This window comes from Liquorilactobacillus mali KCTC 3596 = DSM 20444 (assembly GCF_000260415.1).
In the GTDB taxonomy this organism is placed as follows: Bacteria; Bacillota; Bacilli; order Lactobacillales; family Lactobacillaceae; genus Liquorilactobacillus; species Liquorilactobacillus mali.
On record NZ_BACP01000055.1, the window covers coordinates 1 to 17,701 of the forward strand.

At 34.2% G+C, this 17,701-nt stretch carries 17 protein-coding genes and 1 pseudogene; 11 read left to right on the forward strand and 7 right to left on the reverse strand.

The annotated features are described in order from the left end of the window. Positions 1 to 344 precede the first annotated feature (344 nt). On the forward strand, positions 345 to 773 hold the full coding sequence (locus GSM_RS09285) for a nuclear transport factor 2 family protein (protein ID WP_003689712.1): 429 nt from the start codon (positions 345 to 347) through the stop codon (positions 771 to 773). 1,069 nt (positions 774 to 1,842) lie between these two features. Here the strand turns inward: GSM_RS09285 and GSM_RS09290 are convergent. Together GSM_RS09290 and GSM_RS09295 are read right to left on the reverse strand one after the other, a co-directional pair. Then, the gene (locus GSM_RS09290; RefSeq protein WP_235720370.1) at positions 1,843 to 2,085 is read right to left on the reverse strand and encodes a DUF2087 domain-containing protein; all 243 of its coding nucleotides are present in this window, start codon (positions 2,083 to 2,085) and stop codon (positions 1,843 to 1,845) included. A 311-nt stretch (positions 2,086 to 2,396) separates the two neighbouring features. Further along, entirely contained in the window at positions 2,397 to 2,957 is a 561-nt protein-coding gene (locus tag GSM_RS09295; RefSeq protein WP_003689715.1) for a TetR/AcrR family transcriptional regulator, read from the reverse strand. 119 nt (positions 2,958 to 3,076) lie between these two features. On the opposite strand from GSM_RS09295, the gene helD reads away from it, so the two are divergent. Beyond that, positions 3,077 to 5,218: an RNA polymerase recycling motor HelD gene (gene helD, locus GSM_RS09300; RefSeq protein ID WP_003689717.1), complete on the forward strand. Its 2,142-nt coding sequence runs from the start codon at positions 3,077 to 3,079 to the stop codon at positions 5,216 to 5,218. Positions 5,219 to 5,477: 259 nt separating this feature from the next. On the opposite strand, the gene GSM_RS09310 is transcribed toward helD, so the two are convergent. From GSM_RS09310 to GSM_RS09315, 3 genes and pseudogenes are all read right to left on the reverse strand, one after another. Further along, positions 5,478 to 6,659: an MFS transporter gene (locus GSM_RS09310; protein ID WP_003689719.1), complete on the reverse strand. Its 1,182-nt coding sequence runs from the start codon at positions 6,657 to 6,659 to the stop codon at positions 5,478 to 5,480. A gap of 183 nt (positions 6,660 to 6,842) precedes the next feature. Then, positions 6,843 to 6,956: pseudogene (locus GSM_RS15600) on the reverse strand (XRE family transcriptional regulator); the annotation flags it as partial. Positions 6,957 to 7,047: 91 nt separating this feature from the next. Next, positions 7,048 to 8,478, reverse strand: coding sequence for an aminotransferase-like domain-containing protein (locus GSM_RS09315; protein WP_010078164.1), 1,431 nt, complete (start codon positions 8,476 to 8,478; stop codon positions 7,048 to 7,050). 117 nt (positions 8,479 to 8,595) lie between these two features. On the opposite strand from GSM_RS09315, the gene pdxS reads away from it, so the two are divergent. Together pdxS and pdxT are read left to right on the forward strand one after the other, a co-directional pair. Next, entirely contained in the window at positions 8,596 to 9,480 is an 885-nt protein-coding gene (gene pdxS / locus GSM_RS09320) for a pyridoxal 5'-phosphate synthase lyase subunit PdxS (protein WP_010078165.1), read from the forward strand. 11 nt (positions 9,481 to 9,491) lie between these two features. Beyond that, positions 9,492 to 10,064 (forward strand): pyridoxal 5'-phosphate synthase glutaminase subunit PdxT, encoded by a 573-nt coding sequence (pdxT, locus tag GSM_RS09325; RefSeq protein WP_003689741.1) that lies wholly within the window; start codon positions 9,492 to 9,494, stop codon positions 10,062 to 10,064. Between the two features lie 469 nt (positions 10,065 to 10,533). Here pdxT and GSM_RS09330 read toward each other — a convergent pair whose 3' ends face one another. Both GSM_RS09330 and GSM_RS09335 read right to left on the reverse strand, forming a co-directional pair. Beyond that, positions 10,534 to 11,772, reverse strand: a complete 1,239-nt coding sequence (locus GSM_RS09330) for a zinc-binding dehydrogenase (RefSeq protein WP_003689743.1) — start codon at positions 11,770 to 11,772, stop codon at positions 10,534 to 10,536. 112 nt (positions 11,773 to 11,884) lie between these two features. Continuing rightward, complete coding sequence (locus tag GSM_RS09335) at positions 11,885 to 12,865, reverse strand: sugar-binding transcriptional regulator (RefSeq protein WP_003689745.1); 981 nt, start codon at positions 12,863 to 12,865, stop codon at positions 11,885 to 11,887. A 163-nt stretch (positions 12,866 to 13,028) separates the two neighbouring features. Here GSM_RS09335 and GSM_RS09340 point away from each other — a divergent pair, with 163 nt between their 5' ends. The 7 genes from GSM_RS09340 to GSM_RS09370 form a co-directional block, all read left to right on the forward strand. Further along, the gene (locus GSM_RS09340) at positions 13,029 to 13,829 is read left to right on the forward strand and encodes an SDR family oxidoreductase (RefSeq protein ID WP_029327416.1); all 801 of its coding nucleotides are present in this window, start codon (positions 13,029 to 13,031) and stop codon (positions 13,827 to 13,829) included. Between the two features lie 15 nt (positions 13,830 to 13,844). Further along, on the forward strand, positions 13,845 to 14,270 hold the full coding sequence (locus GSM_RS09345) for a PTS sugar transporter subunit IIA (RefSeq protein ID WP_003689750.1): 426 nt from the start codon (positions 13,845 to 13,847) through the stop codon (positions 14,268 to 14,270). Beyond that, entirely contained in the window at positions 14,267 to 14,758 is a 492-nt protein-coding gene (locus GSM_RS09350; protein ID WP_003689752.1) for a PTS sugar transporter subunit IIB, read from the forward strand. The genes GSM_RS09345 and GSM_RS09350 overlap by 4 nt, the downstream gene beginning before the upstream one ends. 8 nt (positions 14,759 to 14,766) lie before the next feature. Beyond that, positions 14,767 to 15,579: a PTS mannose/fructose/sorbose transporter subunit IIC gene (locus tag GSM_RS09355; protein ID WP_003689754.1), complete on the forward strand. Its 813-nt coding sequence runs from the start codon at positions 14,767 to 14,769 to the stop codon at positions 15,577 to 15,579. A 14-nt stretch (positions 15,580 to 15,593) separates the two neighbouring features. Next, positions 15,594 to 16,424, forward strand: a complete 831-nt coding sequence (locus GSM_RS09360) for a PTS system mannose/fructose/sorbose family transporter subunit IID (RefSeq protein WP_003689756.1) — start codon at positions 15,594 to 15,596, stop codon at positions 16,422 to 16,424. Between the two features lie 15 nt (positions 16,425 to 16,439). Then, positions 16,440 to 16,613 (forward strand): hypothetical protein, encoded by a 174-nt coding sequence (locus tag GSM_RS15075; protein WP_155807911.1) that lies wholly within the window; start codon positions 16,440 to 16,442, stop codon positions 16,611 to 16,613. Between the two features lie 321 nt (positions 16,614 to 16,934). Then, on the forward strand, positions 16,935 to 17,701 hold a 767-nt coding region (locus GSM_RS09370; RefSeq protein ID WP_029327417.1), incomplete at its 3' end, for a cache domain-containing protein.

The window sequence follows — 17,701 nt, forward strand, 5'->3', positions numbered from 1 at the left end:
CAAATAATAGGCAGATAAGAATCTTTACTTTTCGATCTTTACTTTTCATAGTGCGATGTGGATTCATTTTGAAAAATGTTATCTAGATACTGCGTTAGTTTTCTAATTTCTTTGGAGATAACATTGAATCTTTGTATACCGTTGTCGTCCTTCATGAGATCTTACACAGTTCAATCTTCTTATAATACTAAAGTACAAATACTCAAATTAAATTATTTTACTATATTTCTATTTTATTTAAGCTTTTTTTAGATATGTTTGGCTTTCTTTATTGTGCTAGACTAACTCTAGCATGTTAACATATAGCATATCATCTAATAAAAAAATTTAAGAGGTGTTTTTATATGAACGACGTTAAAAAAATTGAAAACTTAATTGACGATTATGCTACATTTGCTGATACAAGGAATGCTGTTTCACAGTTATCTCTATTTACGGATAATGCAAAAACAGTTGTTTTTTATCCAGAGAAGCCTAATGAGCCACAGGTTATTGAGGGATCCAGAGCTTTGTTGGATGGCTTCTCTGGGTTAAATCAATATGAGAAGACTTTTCATTTTATAGGTCAAAAAAATGTATCTATCGAAGATGATAATAAAGCTAGCGCTTATGTTTATACGATTGCTCATCATCTAAAAAATGACTCAAAGGGGCATAAAAGTTTAATGGTGATGTATATTAGATATAATGACATTTTGGTAAAGAAAAATGATTCATGGTATTTTTTAGAACGTGACTTGCATATTGATTTTATTGAAAACAGAACTATTTAATAAAATTGTTAACTAAATTAAAGAAATGTGGTCTGATGAAGATCGGGTCTGTTATTGCAACAAGTAAATCAATTAAAAATTGTCTAAAATTATCGCCTTTAAAAATTAGCAAGTAAGTGTAAAACATCAGAATTAATTAATTGAAATAAGCTTCAGAACAGAACGAGTTATTACTTGTTTATACTTTAAAACAAAGAATAAAAAACCACCAAATATTTGATGGTTTTTTTATTTCTGATAAATTAAAGTGAATTACTTAGTAGCATTAATCAACTATTTGATCAATGCGACTGGTATAAAAGACTAAGCTATCTGGCTGATTGTATTCCTGATGATAGTAGTATTCATTTAAAACATGCTATCTTATATTTATCAGAAAAACATCTCATGATACCCCATAGATTAGAATAATCAGGCAATATAAATGCTGTGACAATTAATCAAAGTATCAAATTACTTCAAGGGACGCTTTCAAAAAGCTTATTACGCCTGCAAAAAATTCGATCTGATTGAAAAAAGTAAACTCTGAAAGTAAAAAAGAACGATTATACTCTTTAACGATGCTTGGTAAAAAAATAGTTACAGTCGCTAATCAATTGAACAGAAGCTTAATTGAAAAAAGAAAAGAGATAATTTCTAAGCAAAATGACAAAGATATCTAGGCCTTTATAAGATTGTTAAAAGAGTTTCAGCTTCTTTAGTCGTTCAACTATTTATAAATTTATTTGATACTTAGATATGATATAAGAGTAGATTCACAGGAGGCTGGCCAAAAGTGAAATTTTAACCTAGTCTCTCTACTTATTCCGGATAAACGTGTTCCATAAGTCAAAATTTTCCGTCTAGCCTCGGATTACTCATGGCAAATTGCTTGCTGTGTTCGTAATTTCTTGTTAGTACTCAAATTTTACCGACTTATGTCACCCCCCCTTACTATTACATCATTTAGATTTGCTATTATCAGTCTGAATATACTTAGATAATAAATAAGAACAGACACACCAGAGGGTTCCTATGATGTTGGTGCATAAAAACATAACCGCCATTCCACTACCTTCATTTTTGCCAACTATATTATCACGCTAAAAGCATAAACTATTGTGCCAATTCGTGCTATAAAGGAACTCAAATTATCAATTAGACTTTTAATTCCATCATTTTTTCGACTTAAAATACCATATTCAATTAAATAACAGCACATAGTAATAAAGTCCTCAACATATTGTTTTAAAATCTCATTAACTGTTTTTTCAGAATCATTTTTTAAAACTTTTTCTTGGTTTTCGGCCGTTATAGCATAACGATCATCCAATATTTTGGCACCAATACGTGGTTGAATGATATTGGAATTCAAGTTTAGTAGGCCTAGTGCAGCTATTAATCGAAGTGGCTAAGCTTAACCGTTTAACAATATACTTGTCCTTTAATCCCTGTGTAAAAGTATTAAAACTTGTTTATGAGATTAGGAAAGTCCTAAGGTTATTTAGGGGCTTTTTAGTAATGCAAATAATGAGCTATCATCCTATGAGTCGTAAAGAATTTATCCTTCATCGGATAAATATCGTCCTCATTGAAGGTTACGTCACAATATAAGTATTTAACCCAAGATGGTTTGGTAACGGATTAAAGAGGTAATATTTGGATATCTTTAAGGATCTCTTGAAATTTCGTAGTTATAACAACTGGTGGTACAGGATTAGTTACTTTTAACCAATTTTGGATAATTTTAGTAATTCCGCCAAGCATAAATTGCATTAGCACATTAATTTGATCATCACTAGTAACATTGTGCCATGAAAAGTTCAACGATAGGTAAGTATCAATTAATTTACCTTCCAATTGTTCAAATACTAGGCCAAATAAATGTTGATCAGTTAATATTTTTACAATTTTACGACGCTGATACCAAAAATTAAACAGAACATTAATAACTTGGAAAAAAGTGGGGTTTTTAATTTTTTGAATAATTTTTATGTATTGATCAAAGGTTTCATTACCGTAGCTGGCTAACACTTCTTCTTTGGAATGAAAGGCACGATAGAAAGTTCTTTTAGAAATTTGAGCATTCTTACTGATCTCACTAATTGTTATCTTACTGAAAGCTTTTGATTTTAAAAGTTCCAGCAATGCCTTCAATATTCTTTGCTTATTTTCGTCGGTAACATTGCGTTCATTGGTATCCAATTTTTTAACTTCCTTTGTGTACTGAGTATTTGCATTTGAAAAATTAAATGACTATAATGGTTTATGGTCACACATGTGACCATAAACCATTATAACTTTATTAAAAGGGAGATACAAGTTTGAAAAATAAAATTTTACAGCTCGAACAGAAGCACCTTAATTTAGTAATAGAAAAAATTAGTAAGGCTGTTAAAAAGACCCGAAAAAAGCTAGCAGATTCTAAAAACAATTTAGATAACCTCAAAAAGAAACAAGGCCAACTTAATTCATTAGAAAAAATGAAATCCAAGCCTTATTTTGCCCGACTAGACTTTATAGAATCCGATGAAAGTAAACCAGAAACTATTTATATAGGTAAACGAACCTTTATCGATGATAATGATTTTTTGGTGTATGATTGGCGTGCCCCAATATCCTCAATGTACTATACTGGTGACTTAGGCAAAACTTATTATAAAAGTCCGATGGGTAACCAGAAAGTTGATGTTAAATTAAAACGTCAATTTAATATTAACCATCAAACAATTATTAATATATATGATGCTAACGCATCCATTGGAGATCAATTACTTCTCGATACGTTGTCCAAAAGTTCGTCTAATAAAATGAAAAATATTGTTTCGACTATTCAAAGTGAACAGAATAAGGTTATTCGCAACGATCAAGACAATGTTTTAGCCGTGCAGGGAATCGCTGGATCGGGGAAAACAGCTGTGTTATTACAACGGGTCGCGTGGTTGCTTTATCAATACCGTTCAACCGTTAATTCAAAACAAATTTTAATTTTATCACCAAATGAACTTTTCAGTAGTTATATTAATGGAGTATTGCCAGATTTGGGAGAGCCGAATGCGTTGCAATTGACTTTCACTAAATTATTCAAAGAAAATTCATGGGTCTCAAATTATCACATTGAAAATTTAACAGAGCAGGCCACGCATCAGACTACCAATGCTTTTCTAAAGAGTACGGCTTGTTTTAATCGTTTAGTAAAGTATTGTCAATTATTAAATAAGGGGGAGTGCAGTTTTAAAAGTATCAAAGATGGTTCTAAATCAATTATGACTAGTAACCAATTAAAACGGATCTTCTATTCATTTAACGAAACTTATAAGCTATTTAATCGCTTTACGGCCACACAAGAACAAGTTAAAAATAATTTGGAACGATACCTGAATAAAATTAAATATCAAAAGTGGGTTGAAGAAGAAGTTGGTGCTATTAATCCACAAACTTTGGGGCTTGTGGAACGCCAGCAGAAATTTTCCTCAATTACTGCTGAACAAAATTACTGGCGGCAGCAGATTGTTACGAAAAATTATCATGAACAAATCGCACAAATTAATTCTGGGTCTTTTATAGATATTGTAGCCATAGCTGTTAATTTTTTGAAAAGTTTATTAGACTTAGTGGGAATTAGTGGTAACCAAGATGCAGTTAATGAAATTAATGTTGCTATTCAAAAATTAAAGGACCAGAAAATCGATCCCAACTTAAGTGCCATTTTACTATTTATCCAACAGCAGTTTAGTCACGAGATTGCCGATAATAAGATCAAGTTTGTTCTCATTGATGAAATCCAAGACTATACCCCCATTCAGATTGGAACCATCAAAACTATTTATCCTAAAGCCAAATTTACTTTTTTGGGTGATGCCAATCAAAATATTTTTGAAAACAATTATAATATTTTTGAGGATATTAACCATATATTTAAAGAGGATGAAGTCAAAATGATCACTTTAAATCGTTCTTATCGTTCAAGTGCTCCCATTACAGTCTTTACAAGTAATTTATTGCCACAAAATAAGTTTAACCACAATATTCAGTCTGTTAATCGCACTGGCTTGAAGCCAAAATTAATTACGGTAAACCAGGATAAAGATATGATAAAAGCATTAATAAGACTTATTGGACTAAATCAAGACATGCAAATTGCTATTATTTGTAAGTCCTTATCAGAAGCACAATCGTTGGTTAAACCAATAAAGAATCAGTCCATTCGAGTAGAATTAGTTGCTTCTGAGTTTCAGAAAAGTAATGCAAAAATTATTCTTATACCAGCTTATTTAGCGAAAGGATTAGAGTTTGATACTGTTATTGCTTGGAATATTTCCCAAGAACATTTTCCTGGTGAACAGCAGCGGTTGTTATTATATACAATCTGTTCAAGAGCCATGCATCGCCTCTTCTTGCTCACAACAGCCAATCCTTCACCTTTACTTTCAACTATTCCAAGCAATCTAATCGATCAAGAATAAATATGAGGTGTTATATGTGTCAATTATTTTCTAGTGAACAAAGCCCAATTTTTTGTTTGAAAAATATTAGAATCAGTGTTGTAGAATTGACTTTTGTCACCGCTGTTTCACCAACTTGGATTAGATATCAAGGGGCATTTTTACAATTTTTAATTTCTTTATTTTTATATTTCCAATATTATCTTTGTTGAATACTATTGTATAAAATCTCTTGTTTGTCAGTTTAAAACTATTGGTTTTCGAGACCTGAATAGCTAATTTAACTTGTAATTTTGTTTTTCATTAAGAAGAATCCACCTACTAGAATCGTAATTATTGCTAAGCCTAATAATAATGTAAGAGGTAAATTCCAATTATCAAAGTTACTATTAAGTTTTCCTAGTAAGGTTGGACTAATACAGGCCAATAGGTAACCAATTGATTGAACGATACCACTAACAATACTTGTTTCTTGGGCCGAATCTGAAAGAGTCGTTATCAAACCTAAAGCTAAAGAAAAGATAGCAGCAGTTGTTAATCCTAAGGTAATAATTGCAATGGTAATAATAAAGAACGTAGGGTGCTTTAAATTTAATAAACCTAATCCACTAATATAACCTATAAATAATCCTCCTAAAATCCATTTAGATGCTCCTTTTTTAGTGTTAATTCTAGGAATTATATAGGATAGTGGGATTCCGACAAATTGAAAAAGTGCAAACAAACTTCCTGTTGCCAGAACAGAAAGTTTCAAACTGACCAAAATGCTTGGTAACCAAGCAACTAGACCATAATAGATAAATGACTGTAATCCCATAAAAATAGCTAAGAGCCACACCTTTGGGCGATTGATTATTTTAGCTATCTTTATGGATTTATTTTTGGAAAAAGAATTTTTTTCTGAATCAGTGGACTTATTTGTTATCAAAAGCCAACCAATTAAAGTAATTATAGGCAGTATTGATACTAATTGGACAACATTCTGCCAGCCAAATTTTTTGGCTAAGGGAGCTGCTGAATATCCAATAGCTGCAGCCCATAAATTAAGTGTTGCTGTATAAATGCCGTTTAAAAAAGCTGCGTGTTTTGGAGCTCGTTCAACAATAATAGTTGGAGTTAAAATATTTAACATTGTAATTGCTATACCGATAAGCGCCGTGCCTAAAAATAACCAAATTACTGAATAGACACGAAAGAAATTGGCAATTATCAGGAGACTTAATGCTAATATCATTGTTTTATATGTTCCTAGATTCTGAATAACTAACGGAATAAATATTGATAGTAGGCCAAAACAGACAAGGGGGATACTTGTTAAAGTGCCAATTTCAGTGGTGCTGAGATTAAGACTTTGCATAATATAGTGACTGATTGGCGGTATTACAATAATTGCTAAGCGTAAGTTGCCAGCAATTAGGAAAACTTCCCAGGAAAAGTTAAAAGTGAGTTTCTTTTCTTTCAAAATTAGAATTCCCTTCTAAATTATTTATTTAAAAAATAAAAGAGACCTCACCTAAACAAGTTTTTCTTGCCTAGATAAGATCTCTTCTAGTAACATGACGAATTTTAGATTCGCTATCAGAAATTACGATAAATGCATTATAGCATTTCTGTTATTATAAGGTCAATTAGCGTTAATGCTTTATTATTCTGGGATTAAAACAAAAAGTACTGTGACTGGTTGTTTGTTTGGATTAAGAAAGCGATGTTTTAGGTAAGCCGGAATCCGGACAACGTCACCTTCATATAATTGATATTCTTGTTTGCCTAGTTCTGCTAAAAATAGGTGATTATGATTTTTTGAGTTTTCCGGTGTAGTTAATTATCCTTGATTACTCAGCAGACAGCACCTATATCAATTCATCCATAACAGTTCCAAATCTATCTGTTAAATCTTTTTCGCTAACATCCGTTATACGTGTAAAGCTAAGTCGTATGTGGTTAGACTGCACGCCAAATAAGAAATCTGGTAAAACAAGTAATTTATGATCTAAAAATAAGTTGTAATCAGCATTCATTATTTTTTTATTCACGTTCAATTGAACCCAAATATTGCTACCGTATGCAGGTAACTTATAAGAAACTAGTTTTTGTGCAGCAAATGGTTCCAATGCCTTAAGCAGATGTCTTTTTTGTTCTTCGAGGTTTTGCAGCTGGACTTGAATCAATTGCGATAATTGTGGCTGCTGTAGGAGCTGCGCGGCAGCTAATTGGGAGAAAACGCTAATACCTGATTCCATTTGTTGCCGAATTTCTGCCAGCCGCTCTACGATTGCTGGCGGTGCAATTAACCATCCAATTCGCGTATTTGTGCCGCTTAGCGATGAAAGAGAACCAACGTAAAGTACATTATTTGGATCTAGCTGTCTTAATGTAGAAAACTGTCTTTGAGTAAGCGCATTACTAAGCCCTAATGGATCATCTTCTACAATTGGCAGGTCTAGTTGACGACAACAATCAACTAAGCTTTCGCGCTCTGCTAGGGGCATATTTCGAGTTGTTGGATTCTGACCAGTTGGATTAACAAAGAGAAATCGTAAATGATGTTTATAGTAATGCTGCCGTAAGACATCTAGTTCTAAACCACCATTTTCCTTGAGTGGAACTCCAAATACGCGGATACCAGCAGCTTGAAAAAGTGATAGTTGATAAAAATATGATGGTGATTCAATTGCGATAGCATCTCCATAAGAAAGTAGGCCTTGAGTAATCAAGTAAAAAGCCTGTTGTGCACCCGATGTGATCAGAACTTGTGCTACCGAAAGGTTTTGTTTTAAGAAGGGTTCAAGCTGGATGCGCAACTGTTGCTTCAAATCAAGTATGCCGCTGATAGCATTTGTACTTTCTTGTGAGACTAGGTCATCGATGGTCATGGATGGAAAAGTGAGTGATAGGTTGGGAATGCTAATACTGGAATAGGAAAGGTCAATTACACCTGATTGCTTTTGCAATCTGTGTAACCGAACAGTAAAGTTTTCTGGGTCACCTAGGCGACTGGTAGTTATATATCTTTGCCAATTGACTCCTTGTGTTAATACTCCCCATTTACCAGAATTTATCCAAGTTCCACTTCCTAACTTACGGATGAGGATTCCGCGACTAACCAACTCACTGAATGCTCTTTGAATCGTAGAGCGATTAATGTTTAATTTTTTTGCCAGATCACGCTCTACTGGTAATTGTTCACCTGGCAGCAGATCACCCTTTTGAATTCCTTCAATAATTAGATTAATTATTTTTAAATACACGGCTTGGTTGCCATCCGGTAATTTCCAATGCATGATTGATTGGCCTCCTCTAAATTGGTTGGTATAAATATATTCCAATTGGTTGTTTAAGTTATGGCCACGATAACATAAAATAGGATAAATTTTCAATAAAAAATGGAGGAGATATAAATGTCAAAAACAGGAACAACACTTGTCAAACGTGGTATGGCACAAATGCAAAAGGGCGGCGTAATCATGGATGTGGTAAACGTTGAACAAGCAAAGATTGCTGAGAATGCAGGCGCAGTGGCCGTTATGGCGCTTGAGCGTGTTCCTTCAGATATTAGAGCGGCTGGCGGTGTAGCACGGATGTCAGATCCGGCAATGGTTGAAGCAATTATGGATGCAGTTACTATCCCGGTGATGGCTAAAGCTCGTATAGGACACATTGCGGAGGCCCGCATCTTAGAGTCCATTGGGGTTGACTACATCGATGAAAGTGAAGTTTTAACACCTGCTGATGATACTTATCATATTAATAAAAATGAATTTCAGGTTCCATTTGTGTGTGGGTGCCGTGACCTAGGTGAGGCCCTTCGAAGAATTGATGAAGGTGCAACTATGCTGAGAACCAAGGGAGAGCCCGGAACAGGCAACATCGTTGAAGCAGTTCGTCATATGGAAAAAGTCAATGAACAGATTACACAAGTTAAAGCAGCCAATCATAATCAATTAGTGATGTTTGCCCGAAACTTAAAGGCTCCATATGAGTTAGTTAAAGAAGTTCATGATAGTGGCAAGCTTCCAGTCGTTAATTTTGCAGCCGGTGGTGTGGCAACGCCTGCCGATGCAGCACTAATGATGAATTTAGGTGCAGATGGAATTTTTGTTGGCTCCGGAATCTTTCATTCTGAAAATCCAGCTAAGTTTGCTAAGGCAATTGTTACTGCTACGGCTCATCCAACAGATTATGCATTAATTGCAGAGATTTCTAAAAATCTAGGTTCACCTATGAAAGGAATTGAAATCTCAACACTTTCAGCCGAGCAGAAGATGGCTAACCGCGGAATTTAGGAGGGAAAAAGATGGTGATTGGAGTATTAGCTCTTCAAGGTGCAGTCAGCGAGCACGTAAATATGCTTTCTCAGTGTGGTGTTCGAGCTAAATTGATTAAAGAACCTGCTGATTTGCAAGATATTGAGGGTATTATTATACCTGGTGGAGAAAGTACGACTATTTATAAATTATTAGTACGTGAACAACTGTTACAACCATTAAAGAATTTAATTCAAAATAATTTTCCAGTATTCGGGACATGTGCGGGGCTAGTCTTGTTAGCGCAGCAAGAATCTTTAGGCGGCTTGAATGGGGAAGTAAAACGAAACGGGTTTGGGCGTCAACGTGAAAGTTTTGAGTCTTTGATTGATGTTGAGGGTTTTACGGAACCTTTTCATGGTGTTTTTATTCGTGCTCCTTATCTTAAAGAAGTGAGTTCAGATGTAAAAGTTCTAGCAACTTTAGTTGATGGTCGAATTGTTGCAGCTCAGCAAAAAAATGTGCTGGTAACTGCATTTCATCCGGAATTAACTATGGATAACAGATTTCATGAGCTATTTGTTAAACAGATGATTGTAACTAGTGAATTTGTGGATAATTAGCAGAAAAAAGAAATGTGACATATGTCTGGAAAATTTTGATTTACGAAGTATGTTTATTTAGAAGTAATAAGAAAATTAGCTCAAAATTCAATTTCCTGTGTGAGGTGACTTGAAAAAGGGGGCTATTTAGCTGATTTTGTGGAAGTTAGTTGTTTGTGTGGGAGATTTTTAAGAGTAATGATGTGAGTTTAGAATATCCTATATTATAGTAATTTTTGTAATATGGAGTAAATAAGGATTACTTGTTTCAAGTTATGTGTAAAAAGATTGAAGTCATTTTACGATAAGAAAGTATTTTACGGAATTAACAAAGCTAAGACAAGTTGTTTAAAAATTAAAAAGCCAGAAGTAAGAGCGAGGATATAAGCAAATATTGTTTTGCCGTTTTCGCTGTAACTTTCTGGTTTTTTAATGTATTTTAATTACAATATTCAGTTGATTTATGCCGAAATATAATATTAAGAATTTTTTATGCTGTAATGTCTGGCTCATTTTCCAATATCCATTGTTCAGCCTCTGGAGACCACAGGCCATCATGTTTTGCCAATACTTTTCCAAGCCCTGAAGTAGGGTCAACATTAGCTAATTCAATTCTTTCAAATTTTTTAGTAGGATAGGTTAGCTTTTTCCCACCACCTATTTCTGGTTGATTTAAAGTAGTTTCGGCAGCAGCATTTAATCCAAGAACGTGTGTAATTACTTTAGCTACATTTAATTTTCCGCTTGCAATTATTTCTGCGGCTTTGGCTTCATTTTCAGCATTTCCTCCTGAAGTTCCAGTGACATGTGTAAAGTTATAATGAACATCATAGAAATTCAATGTAGCTTTAAAGTCTTTATTAACAGGACCAGCAAATTGGTTCAAACAACCATCTGCACGAAGCAATTCTCCGGCAAGTGTAACGATTGGTGCAACGCTAATCATCGAAAAAACATCATCATATCCTTCATTATCAACGGCGCTTAGAAGAAGTTCCTTCTGCTTTTCAATTGAAAGATTATTTACGTTAATAAATAACATTTTTACTTCATCAGAAGGATAAAGTTTTTCAGCACGATCTAGTTTCTCTTGATTAATGTCTGTGACCACCACCACCTTAGGCTTAACATTAGAATGAATAGCATAGTCAATTGCTAACAGACCCATTGGGCCAGTTCCACCAAGCAATAATAAATTACCATTTTTTTTGATTCCCATTTCATGATTATAAGTATGTGGAATGAGGTGGAATTGTGCATCAAATGCAGCAATGACACAACTTAATGGTTCACAAAGAGAACCTTCATAATAAGCTTTTCCATTAAAAGGTATTAAACAATTTAATTCCATAACTTCATTTGGAATAATAATCACAGTTGCATCTCCACCAATATACGGATATGAATATCCTGGGACAAAGGGAGTGTCGTCACGAGCTAAGTTAGGCTGAACTACATAGTCCTCCCCAGCTGAGAACTTGTCTTGCCATTTTTTCCCGACTTTTAAAATCTTTCCAGCAAACTCATGACCAATTAGTGCAGGGTTATTTTTGAGATCGTCAGGTGTTTTTTTGTGATTTTCTCCTTCTTTAGCAAGTTTCCAGGAAGACATACACATTGTATCGCTAACAACAGTTGCTAATATTTCATCCTCTTTAATTTCTGGAAGTTCAAATTCTTCAATTCGTAAATCTTCTTTTCCATAAATTCTAAGGCCTGTACTTTTCATATTTAAAGACTCCTTCACATTTGTGATTATAAGGGGGCTACAAACTAATAGCTTTTATCAAAGTCAATGATAGCAAATAGTTCAAAAAACGGTAACCCTTTCCTTATTATTTTCACATTTGTGATAAATGAATTTTTTTAATTTGTTTTGCTACCTTATCAGTTGTGACTAGGATGTCAAATAAATTAGCTCTTAATCCACCAAAAATTGCTTCAGCCTTACTTTCACCTACAGCTACTCCAATAACTGTATTCATTTTTCGTAACTGAGATAGACTGGCACCTACCAAGTTTGGATATACTTCTCTATATTCGTCTCCGTCTATGGAAAAGGATTGTGACAATACATCACCCACCATGGAATCTTTATAAATTCCTTCATCTCCATCTTCTTTTTTATAAAAAGTTCGCCAATTATAATTATCTACCATTTTGGCACTTCCAATGCCCACAAGTGCGATGTTTACCTTTTCCCACAAGCGAACTGAGTTTCTGTTAGTTTCTGTAGAAAGAATTTCATGCATAAATTTTTCTGAGTTTAAAAAAACTGGAGTATCAAGAGAAAATAATTTTGAATTAGGAATTTTATCACACATTTGATGAACTAAATGATTGGCTTGGCATGAGATTTCGAGTTTCCCCATTGGGCTGCCAATTAAAGGTACAATGGAAACATTTTTTACTTTTTTTGAAAGAAAAAAATTAGCAATTACTTTTTTTATCGTTTCTCCCCAAGATAATCCTATTACACAATTATCTTTAATAAATTCATTGAGAAGATTGTTTGTGTAGACTGAAAGACTTTCTAGGTCATCTTGATAATCACTATTTTCTTCTGTAGGTACAATTATTGCTTGACCTAAGTTAAAATTTTTGCACATAAAATTAGCCAAATCATCATTTATCCGACTTGTAGGCGGAGCAACCGTTATCTTAACTATTCCAATTTGTCGTGCTTTCTTTAAAAGACGGCTAATTTCTGTTCTGTGAATATGAAGTTTTTCTGAAATTTGATTTTGTGAGTACTTTTGCGTGTAGTACATTTCGGAAACTTGTACTAGTCGCTCAATTTGTTTTGCATTTGAATAGGTCATTATATAAGCTCCTTTCTTCCTCGTTAAGTATATCACAAATGTGAAATAGTTAAAAAAGCGTTTACATTTAATAGAGAGCCAACTATCCTATAGACATAAAGGACGTTGCAAATTAAATAGCATTTTATCACAAATGATACTTTGAAAATTTCAGGGGGCTTTTATTATGGATTGGTTAGACTTAGAAAACAAAACTTTTATTGTAACAGGTGGTTCTTCAGGTATCGGCAATGCAATTGTAACTGAGCTACTTGCTGATGGTGCCAATGTTGTTAATGCAGATTTAAAAAGGGGTGCTTTAGAGAATGATAATCTGCATTTTGTTGAAACTGATGTTACTTCATCAGTTCAGGTAGATGCTGTTGTTCAAGAAGCAATCAAAGTTTTTGGGGATTTGGATGGTGTTGTAAATAATGCGGGAATTAATTTACCACGATTACTTGTAGATTCAGATGATCCGAAAGGAAAATATGAACTTGACGAGAAGGCATTTGAAAAAGTTTTCTCAGTAAATGTAAAAAGTGTCTTTTTAATGTCACAAGCAGTTGGGCGAGTATTGGCCAAGAGAGAGAGAGGCGTGATTGTAAACATGTCTTCTGAAGCCGGACTAGAAGGATCACAAGGACAAAGTGTTTATTCTGGAACTAAAGCGGCTATTAATGGGTTAAGCCGTTCTTGGGCTAAGGAACTCGGAAAGTATAATATACGTGTGGTAGGTGTTGCACCAGGAATTATGGAAGCTACAGGTCTTAGAACGCTCAGTTATGAGCAAGCATTAGCATATACACGTGGGATAACGGTTGAAAAATTACGCGAGGGATATAAGAGTACCACTACAACACCATTAGGAAGAAGTGGAAAGCTAAGTGAAGTTGCAAACTTTGTAGCATTTCTTTTGTCAGATAAGGCTGGATATATCACTGGAATCACAGCAAATGTTGCTGGTGGAAAATCAAGAGGATGAGAAGGTGACACGACTATGAACATTATTTTAGTAGGACATCATGAAATTGCTGTCAGTATGAAAAATGCAGTAGAGATGATTTTTGGCAAAGTAGATGATTTTTATCCAGTAACCTTTTTACCAAAAGAAGGTCTTCAGGAACTAACCATTAAATTGGAACATACTATTCAAAAATTAGATAAGGAAAAAGAAATTTTAGTGATTGCTGACTTATTCTCGGGGACTCCTTACAACGCAGCTGCAACTCTATATCTTCAGCATAAGATAACAGATGTTATTGCAGGTATGTCTTTGCCAATCTGCCTTGAAGTTGCAAGCCAGAAAGAAGGAATGAACACCTCTCAATTAGTTAACTATATTCTAGATAATAATGCATCGTATACCAAAGTATTAAGCGAAGTTTTGAATCAGCAAAAAAATGAAGAGGAGGATTTCGAATGATTATTACATTATCAAGAATAGATGACCGGCTTATTCATGGACAAGTGACAACTGTATGGTCGAAAAAAGCAGCAGCAGATCGAATCATTATTGTTGATGAAGATGTTTACAATGATGAAATTAGAAAAACATTATTAAAACAAGCATGCCCACCAGGCATGAAGGTTAATATCGTAAATGTCCCCAAAGCAATCGCTGTTTTCAATAATCCTAAGTATAAAGATGATAAAATTTTCTATTTATTTACTAGTCCTTCTGAAGCATTAAAATTAGTACAGGGTGGTGTGCCTCTGAAAAAATTGAATATTGGTGGAATGCAATATAGTGAGGGAAAAAAACAGATTACAAAGTCAGTGTCTCTTGATCAGCAAGATGTTGATGCTTTTAAACAGTTAGAAAGATTAGGCGTAAGTTTGGATTTGCAGGTTGTTGAATCTGATCCGCACGTTAATATTATGGACAAAATCTCTGAAAAGTATAAGGGGTGAATTAAGTTATGTCAATATTACAAATTATTCTAATCTTCATTTGGTCTTCAATTGTTGGTTGTGGCAGTGTACTAGATGAGTTTCAAACACATCGTCCCTTAATAGCCTGTAGTGTTATGGGAATCATTTTAGGTGATCCTGCGAAAGGACTTGTTTTAGGTGGGATGCTGGAACTGATTGCTCTAGGTTGGATGAATATTGGAGCTGCTCAATCACCAGATTCAGCATTGGCCAGTACAATCGCGACCATTTTGGTAATTGTGGGTGGACAAAGTAATGCAAAAGGGATCGCAATTGCTCTTCCAGTTGCTGCGGCTGGACAAGTTTTAACAGTTTTTGCGCGCACAATCACGGTTGCTTTTCAACATGCTGCTGTGAGGGCCGCGGACAATGCTAATTTTAAAATGATAGAAGTTTTACATTTCTCTGCATTATTTGTACAGGCGCTTAGAGTTTCTATTCCAACAACATTGGTTGCAGTGTTCGTTAATCCAGATATGGTAAAGGCAATGCTTAATGCCCTTCCAACAGTTGTTACTGGTGGATTAACGGTTGCTGGCGGATTTATAGTAGTTGTCGGATATGCCATGATTTTGAATATGATGAGTGTTAAATATTTAATGCCTTTCTTCTATCTAGGTTTTGTTCTTGGGGGATATTTAAAACTGAGCTTATTGGCTTTTGGGATAGTTGGTTTGATTTTTGCAATCCTCTATGTTCAATTAAATCCTAAGTTTACTAATAATAAAACAAAAGTTGTCGCCGAAAGCAGTAATTCTGGTTCATTTAACGCATTGGCTGATGATGAACTTGAGGATTAAGAGGAGATTTAATTATGGAAAATAAGAAAGATACCAAATTAACAAAAAAAGATATTTTTCAGACATTTATTTTTGAAAATTTTCAGCAAGCTTCTTTCAACTACGAAACGATTCATGGGTTGGCCTTCTGTGTTGACATGATTCCAACAATCAAAAGAGTTTATAAGACCAAGGAAGAGAGAGTAGCAGCATTAAAGAGACATTTGGCTTTTTTTAACGTTACACCTGCTCTTTGTGGCCCGGTAGTTGGAATCACGATGGCTATGGAAAAAGGACGTGCAGATGGTGAAGAAATTAATGAGGGAACTATTCAAAGTTTAAAAGTTGGTCTGATGGGGCCTCTGGCTGGAGTTGGTGATCCATTAATGTGGGGTACTTTGAGACCTATTTTAGCTGCACTTGGAGCATCTTTAGCATTACAGGGTTCTTGGTTTGGTCCTTTAATTTTCTTTTTTGCCTTCAATGGAGTACGCTTGGGCCTTAAATGGTATGGATTGAAGATTGGATTGGATAGGGGGCTGGCCTTGGTTAAGGATATTTCAGGCAATCTCCTACCTAAACTAACAGAAGGTGCAACTGTTTTAGGATTGTTCATAATGGGAGTTTTGGTTACCAAATGGACTACTATTAATATTCCGTTAGTGGTTTCAAAAACTACCACCGGTGGCAAGACAACAATTACTACTTTTCAACAGATACTTGATCAGTTATGTCCTGGACTTCCAGCACTAGGTTTGACAGTACTAATGATGTATCTTTTGAAGAAAAAAGTTAATCCAATAATTTTAATTTTCGGACTTTTTGGAGTTGGTATATTAGGGTACGGGTTAGGGATACTTAAGTAGTTTAGGAGTGATTCGATGACTGAGAATATTATTGCGTCACTGACTGGAGTATTATTGATTTTCTCAGGTTTTCTTTCTAAGAATGTCAGATTCAAAGAAATGGGGAAACCAAAGAATCATAAGATTAACTATCTTTATATTTTTGCTGGAATAATACTTATTATCAGCGGAATAATACAGCAATTTTGAGAGTTGAAATTATATGTACTAGTTTGATATTTGAAGAACCCAATTTTTGAGATAATTGTAGTAGGGAATCCAGTCGAAAGAAAGTCAATGAGAAATATTTTTAATTATTATTATGGAACTCATTCTTGAATTGGGTTCCTTTTTATTTGTTGCAAATATAGTGTTGTTGTTAAAAAATGAATAACGACGGTGTATCAATGATTATGATTATAAAAAAGTAGATATCGTATTTTTATTAGATTAAAAACTCAATAAAATTTCCGATATACAGATATGTATGAATAGTGTCCCTAATAACATTACATGGCAGGAGAGTATTTTATGATGAGAGATATCAAAACGAAGCACAGTATCGGACAATATGTAAGATATATTTTGATTTTCACAATTTTGATGGCTTTGATAGTTGTACTAACTGGGTCGTATTTTACTAGTCGTAAACTGTTGACGAAGCGAAATCTGTTGAGTCAGCAAGGGGCCGCGGTTAATTTAATGGCTGAAGAAAAAACGATTCATACTTCAACTATTGATGTTTTACAAAAGTTGGCTAATGAAGATGCTTTTAGCGGAGAGAAATATCAGCTTAGTCAAGTAAAACAAGTACTAAGGATAGTTAAAGAAGGAAATTCAAATATTAAGGGAATTGGATTTAGAACAAGCGATGGCAAGATGATTAAATCTGGAGAGATTTCAGAGAGTGCTAATTCAGGAGAACACTCTTGGTATAAGAATGCCATAACTTCCCCAGGTACAGTGACATGGACAGTACCATATAAGGATAAAAAAACAAAACAAATGATTAGAACTGCTTCACTGCAGATTAAAAATATGAGTGGACAGATAGGTGTTGTAGCTATTGATCTCTCGTATCACAATATTGAAGAAGCTATTTCTGCATTAAAAATTGGTCGAACAGGGAGTGTTACATTAGTAGATGACAAGGGCACGGTCATTGCTTCAAAGGGTAAGTCTAAAAAATATACTTTTAAAAGTGGACAAAATATTAATCAAAAAGCAATTTTCAAAGAAATTAAGCAAGCAGTTGGAAATCGAGGAGTAATACAACTAAAAACAGGAAACAATATGTG